This window comes from Bacillus paramobilis, from assembly GCF_038096195.1.
Lineage (GTDB): Bacteria > Bacillota > Bacilli > Bacillales > Bacillaceae_G > Bacillus_A > Bacillus_A mobilis.
The window spans coordinates 4,827,836-4,846,970 of sequence record NZ_CP151108.1; the positions used below are offsets into that span (position 1 = coordinate 4,827,836).

The window sequence follows — 19,135 nt, forward strand, 5'->3', positions numbered from 1 at the left end:
ACAGAAATGCTGCTATCCATTATGGATGGCAGCTTTCGTCGTTTTATAGGGGTTTCGATTTTGATTCTTTTTCTCAATAAGAATTTGGAAGGAGCGAGTAGTAATGAACTCAGAAGTAAAAACATTACAAGTACAAAAGTCTATTTCTCATCCCTCTTTATGGGATACATTAAAGAAACATTATGAGCTTATCTTTGCAATCGCATCTGGTATTTTCATTTTAGCTGGTTGGTTATTCACAAAGAACGATGTAATGAATGCAGGCATTACTTGCTATATCCTTGCTTATATCGTTGGTGGCTATGCAAAAGCAAAAGAAGGCATTGAAGATACAATTGAAGAGAAAGAGCTAAATGTCGAAATGCTTATGCTCTTTGCTGCTATCGGTGCTGCAATGATTGGCTACTGGGCAGAAGGCGCGATTTTAATCTTTATCTTTGCACTGAGCGGTGCGATGGAATCTTATACATTAAGTAAAAGTCAAAAAGAAATTTCTGCACTTCTTGATTTACAACCTGAAGAAGCATTACGTATTTCAAATGGAACCGAGGAACGTGTTCCTGTTGGACGATTACAAATTAACGACATTATTTTAATTAAGCCAGGTGAGCGCGTTCCTGCTGACGGTACGATTCATAACGGTGAAACAAATATCGATGAAGCTGCTATTACAGGCGAACCTATTCCGAATGAGAAAAAATTCGGTGATGAAATATTTGCCGGTACTGTAAATTTACGCGGTGCTATCGAAGTTAAAATTACGAAGCCGAGCGATCAAACATTATTCCAAAAGATTATCCGTCTCGTCCAAAGTGCACAAAGTGAAAAATCACCATCACAACTATTCATCGAAAAGTTTGAAGGAACATACGTAAAAGGCGTACTACTCGTTGTTGCGCTTATGATGTTCGTCCCTCATTTCTTACTGGACTGGAGCTGGAATGAAACGTTTTATCGCGCTATGATCTTACTTGTAGTCGCATCTCCTTGTGCACTCGTTGCCGCCATTACACCAGCAACGTTATCCGCAATTTCTAACGGAGCAAGAAATGGAATTCTCTTTAAAGGTGGCATACATTTAGAACGCCTCGCTTCCGTAAAAGCGATCGCCTTTGATAAAACAGGAACATTAACACAAGGAAAACCTACGGTAACAGATGTATATGTTCGAGAAAATATGACAGAAAAAGAAGTACTTTCGATTACAGCAGCAATTGAAAGTCACTCTACACATCCTTTAGCTGAATCTATTGTTAAATATGCACAACATGCGCATGACATTACATTACAAAAACCAGAAAATGTTGAAGATGTAACTGGCTTTGGGCTAAAAGGAATATTCGAAAGCAAAGCTTATAAAATAGGTAAAGCTGATTTTATCGGTGATGAAACAAAGACATTTCATAATGGTATTTCTGCCTCACTTGAAAAAGAAGGTAAAACTGTCGTTTATATTCGTGATGAGGATGGCATCCTTGGACTTATCGCTTTAAAAGATACACTTCGCCAAGAAACAATAGCTGCTATTCGCGAACTACAAAGCATCGGTGTCGAGGCAATTATGATTACTGGAGATAATGAAGAAACGGCAAAAGCTATTGCCTCTGAAAGTAATATAAAAGAATATTACGCATCATGCTTACCAGAAACAAAAGTTGAAACGATTAAAAAGCTAAAAGAAAAATACGGGACAGTAGCAATGGTCGGAGATGGTATAAATGATGCCCCTGCACTCGCTACTGCTAGCATTGGTGTAGCAATGGGGGAAGGAACAGACGTAGCTTTAGAAACTGCAGACGTTGTACTTATGAAGAACGAATTATCTCGACTTTCCCAAGCAATCCGTTTATCAAAACGAATGAACCGTATTGTAAAGCAAAACGTAATCTTTTCACTAGCTGTAATTGCAATGCTGATTTGTTCAAACTTCTTGCAATTTTTAGCTCTTCCATTCGGTGTTATTGGGCATGAAGGAAGTACGATTCTTGTCATTTTGAATGGCTTACGATTATTAAAAGGAAACAAATAAAAACGGGTCCCTCATAGAGGACCCGTTTTTATTTTAGTGATAGCTATTATGCCCGTTCGCACTACTACTCGTTTTATGCTTTGGATGTGAACTGCTCTTTTGTTTATTGTTATTTTTATTGTTGTGATTCTTTTTATTATTACTCATGAAATATCCCCCCTGTTCCCTATTATTATGGAACAAGAGATCATTTTTCATTACGGGAATTATTGTCACCCGTTCTATAATGATGGAGTAAACCATTAATTTCACCGCCAAGTAAAATCACCCATCCAGTTAAGTAAAACCATAACATTAAAATAATAATACCACCGAGACCACCATATGTATTGGCGTAATTCGCAAACTTATCTACATAATAAGCAAATGAGTACGATACCACAATCCATCCTACAGTAGCAAATGTTGCTCCTGAAATGACTTCTCTTCTTTTTAACTTTCGATCTGGTGCAAATGTATATAAAAAACTAAACAATGCGAATAAAACAAAGAAACTCGCTACTAATCGCATAATACTCCACACGTAAGAAAAACTATCCGATAACCCAATTGCTTTAAATACCGCTGCCCCAATCACTTGTCCAAACACTGGAACAATTAGCGCAAACACAATCATAAAAATAATCGCTAATGTAAACACAATTGATAAAGCTCTCGTTTTAATAAAGGAACGTGTTTCTGTTACATCATACGCACGATTAAAAGCATTCATAACCGCATTTACCCCGTTTGAAGCAAACCACAGCATTGATAATAAACCAAATGATAATAAACCACCATTTTGCTCATTTACAACTTTATCAACGTTTACTTCAATTAAAGACATTGCATCTTCGGGTACGTACGGTTCTAATAAGTTGAGCACACTTTCTGTTTGAAGGTCAATGAATCCAAGAAGCGTAATTAAGAAAACAAGCCCAGGAAAAATCGCAAGCAAGAAGAAATAAGCGAGCTGTGCTGCCAAGCCCGCTACATCATCGCGCATCGTCCGGTCATACAAATCTTTACCAAACGAATAAGTACGATTTCTTCTCACCTTTTCTAAAATTTTTCTCATATATGTTTAAACGCTTTTCTTCTCTTCTTTATCTTGCTTCAACTCAATGTACGCTTCAGTTTTTTTTTCCTCTGCATTTGAGTCTTTCATAAATAGTTCACGCGCTTCTTTCATACCGCCATCTTCAGCAACTACTGGCTCTTCTTCTGCTTTCAGCTCATCTACCTTTGAAGATACAGCTTGAATTTCAATCGTTTCTGGCTTCTCTGCTGGCTCAACCTTTTTCTTACTAAAAATTTCTTTCGTTTCTTTTAACGTCTCTACAACAGACGGCGTCAATTTTTTAATTTCTGCTACTTTCGCTTTTACTACATTGAAGTCAGCGAGTTCGCGCCCTTTATCTGTAACAGTTTGCACTTTTTCTTTTATCTTCGCATTTTCACCGATTTCAATCATCTTTGTTTTTGCTTTTTCAGCAGTATTTTTTACTTTTTCACGGTTTTCCTTCTTCAACATAGATACAGCTACACCTGCAGCTACACCAATCGCAATGTTTCGAGCAATATTATTTTTCTTTGCCATATTCCTTCACCCTTTCATTTCTTATGTTAGAAAGTATTTCTTTCTAAGCTTCCTCATATTCCTTGTTCATTTCGAATGAAAGCTAATAGCTTTGTACACCCTTCTGTTACAAGGTCATATACTTCTTGGAAATTCCCTGTATAGTAAGGGTCGGGAACGTCTGTCCAGCCACCGTCTGGAACAAAATCGGACAGTCTGCCAATATAGCCTCCAGTTTTACCTAAACTTTTTAAATCTGCTATATTCTTGTTGTCCATGGCAATAATATAATCAAACTTTGTTAAGTCTTCTTTTTCTACTTGCCTTGCTTTAATTCCTTCAAAAGTGACTGCATTTTCTTTTAAAATTTTTTGTGTTCCTTTATGTGGCGGATGGCCAACATGCCAATCTCCAGTTCCTGCAGAATCAATGACAATTTTCTCCTCGAGTCCCTCTTTTACGACAAGATCTCGAAAAATTGCTTCTGCCATCGGTGAACGGCAAATGTTCCCAAGACAAACAAACAATACTTGAACCATATTTTTGTTCTTCCCTTCTTGGTGCATTTCTTTATATATACTTATAGTATAAACAACCAATTATTAATTATAAAGGAAATCCCTACTAATTTAATAGGATTGAAAAGATTCATTAACGAAAATGATAAAAAATGTTAAGATATCCTTATGTTATTTTAAAGGGGGACACTTCGGTGGATTTATCCGTAAAGTCAGAAGAAAACGTTGAATATATGGTCGAAGCTATTAAAGAAAAATTACGTATGGTTAATGCTGGAGCGATGAGAGCTGCTAGCTTTAATGAAGAAATGTACGAAGACTTACGTGACATTTATGAGCATGTTATGAAACGTGAAACATTCAGCATCAGTGAAATGCAAGCTATTACAGAAGAATTAGGTACATTAATTAAAAAGTAAAAAAAGCCTCGTTTATATGAGGCTTTTTTTATTTCCAACAAATTCATGACAACTCTTCTCTTTCCCTCAACCAACTGTAAAATACTGTACAATGGAAGTAGAACCTCACCTTAGATTTTTTCTCCATACATACTACTCACAAATAATAGCAACACTACCATTGCTAACTGTTTTTACTGGAGGTGCTTACTTATGAGCAATTGGTACAGTAAGACGAAAAATCAAACATTAATCGACTTAGAAACAAACGAACAACACGGTTTAACAGATGAAATCGTAAATGAACGTTTAAAGCAATACGGTTTTAATGAATTAGCTACAAAACAAAAACGCACTTTATGGCAGCGTATTTTCGCCCAAATTAATGACATCCTCGTATATGTCCTTATTATTGCTGCTCTTATTTCAGCCTTTGTAGGTGAATGGGCTGATGCAAGTATTATTGTGCTCGTTGTAGTTTTAAACGCTGTTATTGGCGTCGTCCAAGAATCAAAAGCAGAACAAGCTTTAGAGGCATTGAAAAAGATGGCGACACCTAAAGCTATCGTCAAGCGAAATGGTGAACTAAAAGAAATTCCATCTGAGCACGTCGTTCCAGGTGATATCGTTATGCTCGACGCCGGACGATATATCCCATGCGATTTACGCCTAATCGAAACCGCAAATTTAAAAGTTGAAGAATCTGCTCTAACTGGTGAATCTGTCCCTGTTGATAAAGATGCAATTTACCACCCTTCCATGCAAAGTGAAGAACAAGTACCACTTGGTGATCAAAAAAACATGGCCTTTATGTCTACTCTTGTAACATATGGAAGAGGCGTCGGTGTCGCTGTTGAAACTGGAATGAACTCACAAATTGGTAAGATTGCTACCCTTTTACATGAAGCAGACGATGATATGACACCACTTCAAAAAAGCTTGGCACAAGTCGGAAAGTATTTAGGCTTTGTCGCTGTAGCTATTTGTATCGTTATGTTTCTCATCGGCTTTTTACAAGGCCGGGATACGTTAGAAATGTTTATGACTGCTATTAGTTTAGCCGTTGCAGCTATTCCAGAAGGGTTGCCAGCTATCGTTTCCATCGTTCTTGCAATTGGTGTACAGCGCATGATTAAACAAAATGTTATCATTCGGAAACTACCAGCTGTTGAAGCTCTCGGTTCTGTCACAATTATTTGCTCAGATAAAACAGGTACGTTAACACAGAATAAAATGACCGTTACTCACTTTTATAGCGATAACACATACGATCACTTAGAAAATTTAAATGTAAATAACGATGCGCAACGTCTATTGTTAGAAAATATGGTGCTATGTAATGATGCATCTTACAATAATGACTCACAAACCGGAGACCCGACTGAAATTGCGCTTCTCGTTGCTGGAAGTACTTTTAACATGCAAAAAAATCATTTAGAAAAGTTACATGAACGCATTAACGAGCTGCCTTTCGATTCAGATCGTAAAATGATGTCAACCGTGCATACATACGATGAAAACTACTATAGCATGACGAAAGGTGCTATTGATAAACTCTTACCTCGATGTACCCACATATTTAAAAACGGTAAAATCGAGGTTCTAACAGATGTTGATAAAAATCAAATATTAGAAGCTGCCGGGGCAATGTCTCAAGAGGCTTTAAGGGTACTTTCATTCGCGTTTAAACAATATAATTCAAACGATATGGATATAGATCATCTTGAAGAAAGCCTCATCTTTATTGGTCTTGTCGGTATGATTGATCCACCGCGAACTGAAGTAAAAGATTCCATTACAGAATGTAAAAAAGCCGGTATTCGCACAGTTATGATTACTGGTGACCATAAAGATACCGCCTTTGCAATCGCCAAAGAACTTGGCATTGCTACAGACATATCTGAAATTATGATTGGAACTGAATTAGATAACATTTCAGATACAGAGCTAGCAAGCAAAATTAATCACTTAAATGTATTCGCCAGGGTCTCTCCAGAGCATAAAGTGAAAATTGTAAAGGCATTACGCGCAAAAGGAAATATCGTTTCTATGACTGGTGATGGCGTCAATGACGCTCCATCTTTAAAACAAGCAGATGTTGGCGTAGCGATGGGCATTACAGGAACAGACGTTGCAAAAGGGGCTGCAGATGTCGTGTTAACAGATGATAATTTCTCATCTATCGTGAAAGCTGTTGAGGAAGGTAGAAATATTTATCGGAACATAAAAAAATCAATCCTCTTCCTACTCTCTTGTAACTTTGGAGAAATTATCGCTTTATTTTTAGCCATTTTACTCGGCTGGGCAACACCACTACGACCTATTCACATTTTGTGGGTGAATTTAATTACAGATACACTACCTGCATTATCACTTGGGGTTGATCCTGAGGATCCAGATGTGATGAAGGAAAAACCACGACATGCGAAAGAAAGCTTATTTAGTGGTAGTGTTCCTTTTCTTATTTTCAATGGGGTTGTCATTGGGCTTTTAACGTTAATAGCCTTTATCGCCGGAGCAAAATTCTATACTGGTGATACAAATTTATTTCCTCTTTTCCCAGAGCAAATTGATGAGGATGCTCTATTACACGCTCAAACGATGGCATTTGTCGTTCTTAGTTTTTCTCAGCTCGTTCATTCATTTAACTTGCGTTCAAGAACGAAATCCATTTTTTCAATTGGGATTTTTACAAATAAATATTTAGTCTTCTCCCTTCTTATCGGTATTCTTATGCAAGTGTGTATTATCTCCATCCCACCTCTTGCAAATATATTCGGTGTGCATGCATTAACGATGCGAGATTGGGGATTTGTTCTCTTATTAAGTATCATTCCACTTGTTGTGAATGAGATCATTAAATTAGTGAAGAGAAACTAAAAGGCAATGAGGACTCTTCCTCATTGCCTTTTCATTTATCCTTGTAATTCTTTTTTAATGTTCTCAGTTAATGTAGCCATACGTTTGCGACTTTCTTCACGCTCACGTTTATTTTGTTCTTCAATTTGTTGCGTTTCTTGCATACCTCTTGAAATAATGTTCCAAGTTTCCTCAAGTGTTTCCATCTTAATACTAGAAGAACCTGATAATCTCGCCACTTCCACACTTTGCGTTGCAATATTTTGTGCATTTTTCTTAAGTAATTCATTTGTACGGCGATCCAGTTCGGCCATAGAATCTGCAACAAGCTTTTGACGCTTCGCATTTACCGCTTGAATGATACCATTTTTAAAGATAGGAATCGTCGTAATAAATGCTGTATTGATTTTACCAATTAATTTATTATTACCACGTTGTATCATACGAATTTGTGGTGCTGTCAGTAACGCAACCATACGTGCTTTTTCTAAATCATCAATACGCTGTTCTAAAATTTCAACAGAGTTTTTAAGTGACTCTAATTCAATACCTGCTAATTGGTCATTGTTACGTACACGCTCTTCATACATCGGAACTAGTTCTGTATTTAAACGCTCTAATAACATTTCCCCTGCTACTACATATTTTTCTAAGTCTAAGTAATATTTTAAGTTTTGCTCATATAAACCGTCTAACGTACCAATTGATTTTTTCATTTCATCTTGATACTTCGTAATTTCCACATATACTTTATCAATTTCACGGCCCATCGTTTGGTACTTACTAAAGATTTGTTCAATCATTTTATCCGCTTTTTTGAACATACGTGAGAAGAAACCACTTTTCTCTTCCGCAAAGTCTTTGCTATCGAATCGGTCCATAATTTTACCAAGTTGTTTTAATAATTCACCCGAATCTTCTATTTTTGATAATGACATTGTATGTAGAATTTGATCAGCAAAACGTGAAATTTCCATAGAAGGTTCTTTTCCAAGCTCGATTAATTCTAACTGATCTTTAATATCTACTGCATTATAAATACGTTGTACTTCTGCATCTTGTCTAAGTTGTAAACGAACATCTTGTGCTGTTTGCTCATTTAATTCTGTTTTCGAATCTAGTACGACTGGGTTATTCATATGGTATTCTCCCTTTCCTTATAAAAATGGACGAAATAGTCCTTTTATTGTTTGTGATAAATTTTTATAGGCTGATGAACCATGAAACTCAAGATCGAAATTAACTTCTTCAAGCCAATGTGAATCAAATGCTGCTGCATCAATATACGGTTCAATATCATTTCGTCCCGTTGGATTGAAGTGGAACACATCTACTCCTATTTGATTTAAAAATAGTAATAAAACAGCATCAGAACGAGTTAATTCTCCACTCTTCTCATTATTAAATATAACAATTTTCGGTACATCTTGTGAATAATCAAATTTCTCAAGCTGTTCTAAAATATTTGGTGGTATTTGAGAAAGTTGCGCGAAAACATATAGCGCTACATCTTGTTTCGTCTCTTTTGCAATTGGTTTACACATTTCACTTTCGCACGCATGAATGATCGCCTCTGCAATACCATGTTGTAATCCTTCTGGCAATCTTTTATGTGGCCACCAATGACTGTTCATAATTAAATCTGGATGTAATTTCCCCCCGCGGTCTAAAGCATCTCGGTAATGATATTGGAAATTTGCTTTTTGTTCTTTCGTAAATGGGAATGTATTAATTAATAAACTGTTATCAAACGATGTAACAGCCTTTAATCGCTGAAAATACTCTTTATCATTTTTTGAAACACCTGATATTTTCGCAAATAAAGAAGGGATATAAATGTGTTTATTCTCAACAAAGAATGTCGGACGTACAAATGCCTTTTCTTTCGTAATTAAAAAGAGTTCATCATACGTTGTTTTGAGCGTACGAGCTACAGGCGTATATGAACGGAATTGCCACGGCTTGTATAGCAGTGAATTATCGTGGTGAAGTACTTGCTCAATTTCTTTTGAAGCTTGATATGCTACTGTTGCAACTCGCTCACGGCGGCGATCTGGAAACGGCTCAAGAGAAATCCGACTTGGATGAGACACGACAAAACTTCTTCCTTCCTCATCAACATTCTCAAATCCATCTTTTCCTTCTGGGTGATAATAAAGTACATCGCAGCCGAGCATAATAAGAAAGTATAAGAAATATATACGACTTTCCTGTGCATCACCGTACCAAACGATACGCGGCATTTGTTTCTTATAATTAATCGTAGAGAACCACTTCGCTACGTAATTTTCACTTAACTTAATCATATCGATTAAGAAACGACGGAATCCTTCTGTTTTTAATGATTGGTTATGTTGTTTTTCATACAATTTCAATACAGAAATAAACATCGTATGTATATAATGCTGTAAGTCAGGATTGTCTACTTGTGGTAAGAGTTGTTTTCCAGACAAATGGGCTACAAGCCTATTTACTGTAAGTCCATTCGGTGCTTCTTGATGTAATGTAAAAACATCTTGAATATGGCGCAGTTTTTCGGGATCAATCACCTTATTTAAATTTTGTTCATGCAAAACCTCAATCCCTTTTACTTCACTATAATCAAATAGCTCATTGAAATATTCATCTACATCATTAGGAACACCAAGAATACGAGTTGCTATATAACTAAACTTCATCTCATTCTCTGTCAGTTCATATTGTGGGCGTTTTTCTAAAAGTGCTTCAAATTGCTTTAAATCTGATTCGTCTTTTAATGCATATGGTTGAAGTGTAAAACGTGAAAACACAACAGTTCACCTCCAAAAACATTTACTTTTTTTATAAAGTCTCTCTTCTATTATAAACTATTTTTGATTATAAAAAATGGGCGCTCGCATAACGAGCAAACCCATTTCAATTATTTATGATTATTTTTAGTAGCTGCAACTTCTTCTTTAGCTTGTCCAGAATTCTTCATATAGTGAAGTATAAACGTTGCTCCAAATGCTACAACTAAAATAATAAAGAATAGCGTATGGCTTACTTCAATATGAATAACAGACAATAACATTTTTGCTGCAATAATTAAGATTAAAATATATGCTGTCGTTTCAAGTTCTGGAATACGCTCTAACAATTTTAAGAATACACCAGCGATACCGCGCATCATTAAAATACCGAGCATTCCACCTAATAATAAAATCCAAACTTGATTTGATACACCAAATGCAGCAAGTACGCTATCTACAGAGAACGCGATATCCATTAATTCAACCATCGCAACTGTTCCCCAGAAGACACCAAACATTCTGAAGAGAATACTGTTTTGGTTCATACCATGAGCTTCCTCTTCTTCTGCATTACCTTTTCGTTTATCAATGAAGTATTTAACTGAAAGCCATGCTAAGTAAAGTGCACCTAACACTTTTACCCATGCTAATTTAATTAAGAACATTCCAATTCCAATTGCGATAAATCGAAATACATAAGCTCCAATAAGTCCATAGAATAATGCTTTTTTACGTTTTTCTTCCGGAAGGTGTTTTACCATTACTGCTAATACAAGTGCGTTATCAGCAGATAACAATCCTTCAAGTACAACAAGTGTACCTATTAATCCCCAAGATACTGGATCTTGCAACACTTTAATCCACATGTCCAAGTCGAAAAACTGAGCATACGTATCAAGGATTCCTTGCAAAATACTCATCTTACCTATATCCCCTATTCTTTGCTAGATTTATAGAAAGGTCAAAAAAAGGAAACGAATATCGTTTCCTTTCTATGCATCCAAGCCATACGCTCTTACAAGCGCGCCTAAGCCACCTTGGAAACCGCTTCCTACTGCATTAAACTTCCACTGTCCATTATGACGGTATAATTCACAAAAGACAACTGCTGTTTCGATGGAGAAATCTTCCCCTAAATCAAAACGAAGAACTTCTTCATTCGTTTCTTCATTTGCTAAACGAACGAATGCGTTTCCTACTTGTCCAAAGTTTTGACTACGGCCTTCTCCATCATAAATTGTAACTGTAATAGCAATTTTGTGCACATCTGCTGGAACTTTCTTCAGGTCCACAACAAGTTGTTCATCATCGCCTTCACCTTCACCTGTGCGGTTATCCCCTGTATGTAGAACAGATCCGCAAGGGGACTGTAAATTATTATAGAAAATAAAATCAGTTTCCTTCGTACATTTTCCATTGGCATCTAATAGGAATGCTGATGCATCTAAATCGAAATCTGATCCACCGTCATAAGATTTAATGTCCCACCCAAGACCAATTACTGCTTTTGTTAAACCTGGGCTTGTCTTACCTAAATCAATCTTCTGTCCTTTTTGCAATTGAATAACCATTTATATTCACCTCTATAATTTAATTTTTAAAAATAAATCCATCAGTAAACATACGTTTCACTGATGGATTTATTAATCTATTACTCTACATCTAAACCAAAGTTATTACATAGAGACGCTAATCCACCTTGGAATCCACTTCCGATTGCATTGAACTTCCAGTCACCTGCATGACGGTATAATTCACCTACTACAACAGCTGTTTCAATAGAGAAATCTTCTCCTAAGTCGTAACGAATTAACTCTGCATTCTTTTCTTCATCTAAAATGCGTACGAAAGAGTTAGAAACTTGTCCGAAGTTTTGGCTACGACCTTCTCCATCGTAAATTGTAATTGTAAAACAAATACGTTCGATATGTGCAGGTACATTTTTCAAATCTACTTTAATCGATTCATCATCGCCTTCACCTTCACCAGTTCGGTTATCTCCTAAATGCTCTACAGCGCCATTCGCACCTTTTGGGTTATTATAGAAGACGAAATCCTCTGCACCTGAAACTTTACCGTTAGCACCTACTAAGAAAATACTAACATCTAAATCGAAATCATTTTGTCCATCATAACGATTCGTATCCCAACCAAGTCCTACAAGAACTTTCGAAAGACCTGGATTCGTTTTTGTTAAGTCGACCTTTTGTCCTTTTTTCAATGAAATTGATGCCATATACAATTCCTCCTCGGTTTATTTTATTGATAACGTGATACAATCTCACTTAAGTTTTTATCTTGTGTGCCTTCTCCAACAGCTGAAAACTTCCATTCACTTCCGTGACGATACATTTCTCCTGCAATTAGAGTCGTTTTGCCAGCATAATTATCCGATAAATTATAGCGTGCTAATTCTTCACCAGTTTGCGGGTTTTGAATACGAATATATGCATTACGAATCATCCCGAAATCTTGACGACGATTTACACAGTCATAAATATTTACAACGAATACTAAACGATTAATACGGCTCGGAACTTTATGTAATTCTACGAAAATTGTTTCGTCATCACCAGCGCCTTCACCTGTTAAATTATCTCCTGAATGAATCATACTACCACAAGTAGAAAGCTTGTTTCCGAAGTAAACCAAATCGTTTTTGTTTACAAAACGATCCCCTTCTAACATAACAACAGATGCATCACAATCTACATTTGGTTTACTTCCAAATAATGAAGACAGAAACCCACCTGATTGCCCAATTGGATCCCAGCCTAAGCCAACCTGTAGTTTTGCTACTTTTGGTTGTCCTTTCGTTAAATCGATCTTTTGACCTTTTTCTAAAATAATAGGCATGCAGTTTCTTCCTTTCTACAAAGCATTTTCCAAGGCGGAAAATATTGTATTCTTCCCTTATATTGTAGCATTATTTACCTAGTGATAAAAAGGATAAATTCTCAGTTATATGAAAACATTCATATAATTTACTTATGATGATGTAAGAAGTGGTAAATAGCACCAATCATTCCTGCACAATTACCGTTTTGTGCAAGTTCAATCTCACAATTACTATAAATCTCTTTGTTTAAATATTTTTCTACCTCTTCTTTTACTTCTTTTAAGAACTCATTTCCTCTATCAGTAATTCCTCCACCTATAACGATCATTTCGGGATTAAAAATATAAGCAAGATTACTAATTCCAATCGCTAAATGTTTAAAGAAAACCTCAACCGCTTGCGTAACTTCTCTATCTCCTTTATCATACAGTTCGAAAATCGTTTTTCCATTCCAATCACTTTCACCTTTATATTTTCGCACAAGACGAATTAACCCTGAAATGGAAGCGACCTCTTCAAACTGCTTTCCTTCTATTAACATATTTCCCCATTCACCAGCACTAAAAGAATGTCCCCTGTATAACTCTCCGTCTATAAAAATCGCTCCTCCAATACCAGTTCCAAGAGTAAGCATAATAAAATTTCTTTTTCCGTTTCCAATACCTTTCCACTTCTCACCCAAAGCTGCACAGTTCACATCATTTTCAACGGACACAGGAATTTGTAATACTTCTTGCAATCTATCAATAATAGGAATAGTCGCGTAGTTCGGAATATGCTCTGTCCCTCCCGTTACAACTCCTTTATGAATATTAACAATTCCCGCAGTACTAATGCCAATTCCTGAAATCGTATGTTCATTCATTAATTGTTTGGATAGAAGAATAAGTTTTTGAATGATTTGTTCCCCACCCAAATGAATTTCTGTTAGAACCGTTTTATGCTTTCGTACTGTTCCTGTTTCTGAAACAATTCCATATTTAATTTGTGTACCACCAATATCAAATGCAATATATTCTTTCATCTGCTGTCACTTCCTCTACTGTAATGCGTGTAAAATTCCTACTGCTCTACTATTATAAAGAATTTACACTAACTCTTTTCTCTCTTCAGAAATACACCACCTTTTTCTATATATAGTTTTTTTTGCATAAAACTCTTTTTCCTAAGAAATATTACAAAGGGATGTATTTTAGATGGAATATTAATTTCTTAGGAGGAAAACAATGACGAAAATCTTCATTTTAGCATCAACACTCTCTTTATCTTTTTTTAGCGGTTTAAATATCGGTAATGCAGCAACAGAAAACTTCTCTCCAGCAGCAAACGCAATTGTACAAAATAACGATCATTTAGCCGAAGGCAACTCAAAAGATAATAATAAACCTCCAGGAAACAATGGTTCTCAGGACGATAGTGGTTCTGATGGCAATGGCTCGGGCGGTAGTGGTTCGGGTGGTAACGGTTCCGGTGGTAACGGTTCCGGTGGCAACGGTTCCGATGGTAACGGTTCCGATGGTAACGGCTCGGGTGGCAGTGGTTCCGGCGGCAATGGCTCGGGCGGTAGCGGTTCGGGCGGTAGCGGTTCGGGCGGTAGCGGTTCGGGCGGTAACGGCTCTGATGGCAGTGGTTCGGGCGGTAGCGGTTCGGGCGGTAACGGCTCTGATGGCAGTGGTTCGGGCGGTAGCGGTTCGGGCGGTAACGGCTCTGATGGCAGTGGTTCGGGTGGTAACGGTTCCGGCGGCAATGGCTCAGGTGGCAATGGCTCGAGTGGCAATGGCTCGGGTGGCAATGGCTCAGGTGGCAATGGCTCGGGTGGCAATGGCTCGGGTGGCAATGGCTCGGGTGGCAATGGCTCGGGTGGCAATGGCTCGGGTGGCAATGGCTCGGGTGGCAATGGCTCGGGTGGCAATGGCTCGGGTGGCAATGGCTCGGGTGGCAATGGCTCGGGTGGCAATGGCTCGGGTGGCAATGGCTCGGGTGGCAATGGCTCGGGTGGCAATGGCTCGGGCGGTAACGGTTCTGATGGCAGTGGTTCTGATGGCAGTGGTTCTGATGGCAGTGGTTCTGATGGCAGTGGTTCGGGTGGTGGCAGTGGTTCTGATGGCAGTGGTTCGGGTGGTGGCAGTGGTTCCGGCGGCAACGGTTCCGATGGTAACGGTTCTGGCGGCAATGGCTCTCAAGGTGGCAACCGTGTTAAAGGCGATAGCAGTTCTCAAGGCGGTAATGGCTCTCAGGGCGGTAACCGTATTAAAGGCAATAGCAGTTCTCAGGGTGGCAACGGCTCTCAAGATGGAAATGTAAAAGATAATGAGAAAAAACAAGGCGATAAGTTACCTAATACGGCAACACATTATCCTGCATCTATTTTAATAGGTCTTTCAACATTCTTAATCGGTATGTTACTATTTATTCGCCGTAAAAATGTAAAATAAAACACATCCTTCCATCTAAAACATACATGAAATAAATTGTAAAACTAAAAAGGACTTTGGATTGCATTTTATTATGCAGCCCAAAGTCCTTTTCATCCTCTATCAACAAAAGCATTAATACGCTTTTCCCCAATACACCATTTGCTTAGCTTCTTTCCCACAACAAATACATTCATCAGCTACATGCTCTTGCTCAAAAGGCATACAGCGTGAAGATACTCCGACTTCTTCTTTTAGTTTCTCTTCACAAGCTAACTCTCCGCACCACATTGCCTTAATAAATCCTTGCTTTTCATCCGCTACTTTTTTCATCTCTTCGAAATTCGTTACACTATACGTATTCTCATCGCGGAATACTTTTGCCTTATTAAATAAAGAATTATGAATTTCCTCAAGTAGCGCTGGAATACGTTCTTCTAATTGATCCATTGCTATAAATTCTTTTTCTTTCGTATCTCTTCTTACAAGTACGACTTGATTCTTTTCAATATCTTTAGGACCAACTTCTAGTCGAATTGGAATGCCCTTCATTTCATACTCATTAAATTTCCAGCCTGGTGTTTTATTACTAGCATCTATTTTCACGCGTGCAACCTTTTGAATATGTTCTTGTAACTCTGTTGCTTTCGCTAAAACTCCTTCTTTATGCTGAGCAATTGGCACAATAACAACTTGCACTGGTGCGACTTTAGGAGGCATTACAAGCCCATTATTATCACTATGAACCATAATAAGTCCACCTATCATTCTTGTTGATACCCCCCAAGATGTTTGGTGTACATATTGCCACTTACCGTTACGATCTAAAAACTTAATATCAAATGCTTCAGAGAAATTCGTTCCAAAGTTATGAGATGTTCCTGTTTGAAGTGCTTTCCCATCATGCATTAAGCTTTCAATCGTATAAGTTGCCTTTGCGCCTGCAAATTTTTCTTTCTCTGTTTTTTGTCCTTTAATTACTGGTATCGCTAAGTAATCTTCACAGAAAGAAGCATATAGATTTAAAATATGTAACGTTTCAGCTTGAGATTCTTCTGCTGTTTCATGAATTGTATGACCCTCTTGCCATAAGAATTCCGTTGTACGAAGGAATGGTCGCGTTGTTTTCTCCCAACGAACTACTGAACACCACTGATTATATAGCTTTGGCAAATCATTATAGGATTGCACAATTTTTGAAAAATGCTCACAGAATAAAGTTTCAGATGTAGGGCGTACACAAAGTCTCTCCGCTAACTTTTCATCCCCGCCATGTGTCACCCATGCTACTTCAGGAGCAAATCCTTCTACATGATCTTTCTCTTTTTGCAATAAACTCTCTGGGATAAACATTGGCATATACACATTTTCATGACCAGTTGCTTTTAGCTTCTCATCCATCACTTTCTGCATATTTTCCCATAAGGCATAACCGTACGGGCGTAGAATCATACATCCTTTTACACTTGAATAATCAACAAGTTCTGCTTTTTTCACAATATCTGTGTACCACTGTGCAAAGTCCTCTTCCATCTTCGTAATCGCTTGTACTTGTTCTTTTGCCATAGTCAGTCTTCCTCCTTTTGAAAATACAAAAAAGCCCGCGTCCCTAAATAGGGACCGAGCTTTGCCGGCGTTACCACCCTGATTCATGCACAAAAATTGCGCATGCTCTCTTTTTGATAACGGGAAATTCCCGCTGCATATGCAGAACTCAAAGGTAGGTTCCATATCATCTTTTTAAGAATCTTTCAGCCAGGCGGATTCTCTCTCTGCTAAAAAGGTTAAACATGTACTAGTCCTTTTTCATCGTTATAACGAAATAAATTTGTTGATTATCATAATACAAATTCTTTTTTAAAACAATAGCTAATTTTCTCATTTTTATATATTCTTTTCGTTTTTTGCAGTTTTATACGTAGCTTTTTCTCGTGATTTTTAAAAGTTGATGTGCAATCATACCGATAAGTGTACCAAGTAGAACGAAGAAACCAATAAATCCATATCCCATTCCTTCCCATCCACCAATCATCATCATTGTAACCGGAAAGGATGCTAAGCAAAGAAGTATTAAACTAAGTGCAAATATAATATCGAACTGTTTGTTTGGAAACCGTTTCTTTAGTAAATACGAAATAGCAAATACAAGGATAATCGTAATTCCGCCAATGATATAAAAAATACTAAATCCATCTAGCCAATCCACAGTATTCCCTCCTTCCATTCATTCCCTTATACTTAATTATATGTTTAACTTTTCTGAAAATAAATAATAAATTTTCACCTAAAAATATATTTTTATTACTAGGTATTAATAGTAATATATAAGAATAGGTTTTATATAATCAGGAGGGAACTTTATGGATAAAGCATTAACAAACCGCGTCATTATTTTATCTTTCGATTGCTTATCAGCTTTAGATTTTCCTATACTACAAAAACTCCCTAATTTCCAAACATTAATAAATAAGGGCGCGATTGCGACAAAAGTGGAACCTATTTATCCTTCTGTAACATACCCAAGTCACTCAACAATCGTTACTGGGAACTACCCTAATAAACATGGCGTAGTTAGCAATACGTTACTCCAACCTGGACGTGAGTCACCCGATTGGCATTGGTACCGAAAATCCATTAAAGGAACAACGTTATACGATGAAGCACGTAAAGAAAATTTAACGACAGCTGCCCTTCTATGGCCTGTCACCGGCAGAGCAAATATTGATTACAATTTACCAGAAATCTTTCCAAATAGACCGTGGCAAAATCAAGTTTTAGTTTCATTATTTAGTGGTAGTCCGCTATATCAATTAAATTTAAATCGTCGTTTCGGCCATATACGAAATGGTTTGTCACAACCTGAGCTCGATGATTTCGTACTTGCTTCTGCTGTACATACAATCCAAACGAAGAAGCCTAATGTCATGTTTGTACATTTCACCGATCTAGACACTCAAAGACACTATCATGGCTTTGAATCAAAAGAAACAATAGCTGCAATTCATAGACACGATGAACGGCTAGGGAAAATTATTCAAGCTTTAAAAGACAGTGACCTATACGAAGAGAGTACAATTATCGCTCTTGGTGATCATAGCGCTTTAAGTGAAAGCAAAGCCATTCAATTAAATGTACTATTTCATCAAAAAGGGCTTATATCTATAAATTCCAAAGGAAAGTTCGTAGACTGGAAGGCCTATTGTCAAAGTTGTGACGGATCTGCCTATGTATATGTGAAAGATAAGAACGATACTGATACCATTCGAGACGTACAACTACTACTTGAAGAACTACTTCAAAATAAACAAAATGGAATTGAATTTATACTTCATGATGAAGCTGCAAAAGACTGCGGTGCCGATGGTAATTGTTTATTTATGTTAGAAGCGCGAGAAGGATATTATTTCACTGAAAACTATACAGGAGATTTTATAAAAGAGATTACTGAAAAAGACGTTACGCCTAGTAAAAAATATACATTTGGTACGCATGGATACTCCCCGACAAAACCTAACTATGAAACAATTTTTATCGCTGCTGGGAAAGGGATAAAAAGCGGCGTTACCATCCCGTATATGAGACTTATTGATGAAGGTCCAACTATCGCTAGACTACTCGGTTTACACTTAGGTGAAACAGACGGATCAATTGTAGAGGATTTACTTCAATTGTAAAGAACTGTGTATATATGTAAAAGTTATGTAAAAATCATCACTGTTTCTCTTTTTATAATTTTTATTTTTGTACAC

At 37.2% G+C, this 19,135-nt stretch carries 17 protein-coding genes and 1 other annotated feature; of the genes, 5 read left to right on the top strand and 12 right to left on the bottom strand.

Going from position 1 to position 19,135, the window contains the following annotated elements:
• Positions 1-103: 103 nt before the first annotated feature.
• Positions 104-2,029 (top strand): heavy metal translocating P-type ATPase, encoded by a 1,926-nt coding sequence (locus AABL52_RS24735; protein ID WP_341518625.1) that lies wholly within the window; start codon positions 104-106, stop codon positions 2,027-2,029.
• Between the two features lie 187 nt (positions 2,030-2,216).
• On the opposite strand, the gene AABL52_RS24740 is transcribed toward AABL52_RS24735, so the two are convergent.
• From AABL52_RS24740 to AABL52_RS24750, 3 genes are read right to left on the bottom strand one after another with little or no spacing between them, the layout of a single operon-like run.
• The gene (locus AABL52_RS24740; RefSeq protein WP_001226525.1) at positions 2,217-3,086 is read right to left on the bottom strand and encodes a YihY/virulence factor BrkB family protein; all 870 of its coding nucleotides are present in this window, start codon (positions 3,084-3,086) and stop codon (positions 2,217-2,219) included.
• Between the two features lie 6 nt (positions 3,087-3,092).
• Positions 3,093-3,608 carry a DUF4075 domain-containing protein gene (locus AABL52_RS24745; RefSeq protein WP_151631904.1) on the bottom strand — a complete coding sequence of 172 codons (516 nt, stop codon included), beginning with the start codon at positions 3,606-3,608 and terminating at the stop codon, positions 3,093-3,095.
• A gap of 53 nt (positions 3,609-3,661) precedes the next feature.
• Entirely contained in the window at positions 3,662-4,126 is a 465-nt protein-coding gene (locus tag AABL52_RS24750) for a low molecular weight protein-tyrosine-phosphatase (protein WP_341518626.1), read from the bottom strand.
• Between the two features lie 173 nt (positions 4,127-4,299).
• On the opposite strand from AABL52_RS24750, the gene AABL52_RS24755 reads away from it, so the two are divergent.
• Both AABL52_RS24755 and AABL52_RS24760 read left to right on the top strand, forming a co-directional pair.
• Complete coding sequence (locus AABL52_RS24755) at positions 4,300-4,524, top strand: DUF1128 domain-containing protein (protein WP_000366197.1); 225 nt, start codon at positions 4,300-4,302, stop codon at positions 4,522-4,524.
• A gap of 192 nt (positions 4,525-4,716) precedes the next feature.
• Positions 4,717-7,383, top strand: a complete 2,667-nt coding sequence (locus AABL52_RS24760; protein WP_341518627.1) for a cation-translocating P-type ATPase — start codon at positions 4,717-4,719, stop codon at positions 7,381-7,383.
• Positions 7,384-7,418: 35 nt separating this feature from the next.
• On the opposite strand, the gene AABL52_RS24765 is transcribed toward AABL52_RS24760, so the two are convergent.
• The 7 genes from AABL52_RS24765 to AABL52_RS24795 all read right to left on the bottom strand — a co-directional run bounded on the left by AABL52_RS24765 (position 7,419) and on the right by AABL52_RS24795 (position 13,996).
• A complete protein-coding gene (locus AABL52_RS24765) occupies positions 7,419-8,501 on the bottom strand; it encodes a toxic anion resistance protein (protein WP_001064416.1) in 1,083 nt (360 codons plus the stop codon).
• Positions 8,502-8,519: 18 nt separating this feature from the next.
• Positions 8,520-10,151: a YceG family protein gene (locus AABL52_RS24770; protein WP_000492847.1), complete on the bottom strand. Its 1,632-nt coding sequence runs from the start codon at positions 10,149-10,151 to the stop codon at positions 8,520-8,522.
• A 110-nt stretch (positions 10,152-10,261) separates the two neighbouring features.
• Complete coding sequence (locus AABL52_RS24775; RefSeq protein WP_000025698.1) at positions 10,262-11,053, bottom strand: TerC family protein; 792 nt, start codon at positions 11,051-11,053, stop codon at positions 10,262-10,264.
• 72 nt (positions 11,054-11,125) lie between these two features.
• Positions 11,126-11,704, bottom strand: coding sequence for a TerD family protein (locus AABL52_RS24780; RefSeq protein WP_000236651.1), 579 nt, complete (start codon positions 11,702-11,704; stop codon positions 11,126-11,128).
• Between the two features lie 80 nt (positions 11,705-11,784).
• Complete coding sequence (locus tag AABL52_RS24785) at positions 11,785-12,369, bottom strand: TerD family protein (RefSeq protein ID WP_000146729.1); 585 nt, start codon at positions 12,367-12,369, stop codon at positions 11,785-11,787.
• A gap of 23 nt (positions 12,370-12,392) precedes the next feature.
• Positions 12,393-12,989, bottom strand: a complete 597-nt coding sequence (locus AABL52_RS24790; RefSeq protein WP_001121594.1) for a TerD family protein — start codon at positions 12,987-12,989, stop codon at positions 12,393-12,395.
• 128 nt (positions 12,990-13,117) lie between these two features.
• The gene (locus AABL52_RS24795; RefSeq protein WP_097844100.1) at positions 13,118-13,996 is read right to left on the bottom strand and encodes an ROK family protein; all 879 of its coding nucleotides are present in this window, start codon (positions 13,994-13,996) and stop codon (positions 13,118-13,120) included.
• A 202-nt stretch (positions 13,997-14,198) separates the two neighbouring features.
• Between AABL52_RS24795 and AABL52_RS24800 the strand changes: the two genes are divergently transcribed.
• The gene (locus AABL52_RS24800; protein WP_341518628.1) at positions 14,199-15,407 is read left to right on the top strand and encodes a cell wall anchor protein; all 1,209 of its coding nucleotides are present in this window, start codon (positions 14,199-14,201) and stop codon (positions 15,405-15,407) included.
• A gap of 114 nt (positions 15,408-15,521) precedes the next feature.
• Here the strand turns inward: AABL52_RS24800 and proS are convergent, their stop codons facing one another.
• On the bottom strand, positions 15,522-16,952 hold the full coding sequence (proS, locus tag AABL52_RS24805; RefSeq protein WP_097844102.1) for a proline--tRNA ligase: 1,431 nt from the start codon (positions 16,950-16,952) through the stop codon (positions 15,522-15,524).
• Positions 16,953-16,998: 46 nt separating this feature from the next.
• Positions 16,999-17,205: a binding site (T-box leader), on the bottom strand.
• A gap of 93 nt (positions 17,206-17,298) precedes the next feature.
• The gene (locus tag AABL52_RS24810; protein WP_000383867.1) at positions 17,299-17,592 is read right to left on the bottom strand and encodes a YesK-like family protein; all 294 of its coding nucleotides are present in this window, start codon (positions 17,590-17,592) and stop codon (positions 17,299-17,301) included.
• A 154-nt stretch (positions 17,593-17,746) separates the two neighbouring features.
• Here AABL52_RS24810 and AABL52_RS24815 point away from each other — a divergent pair, with 154 nt between their 5' ends.
• Complete coding sequence (locus tag AABL52_RS24815; RefSeq protein ID WP_341518629.1) at positions 17,747-19,060, top strand: ectonucleotide pyrophosphatase/phosphodiesterase; 1,314 nt, start codon at positions 17,747-17,749, stop codon at positions 19,058-19,060.
• Positions 19,061-19,135 lie beyond the last annotated feature (75 nt).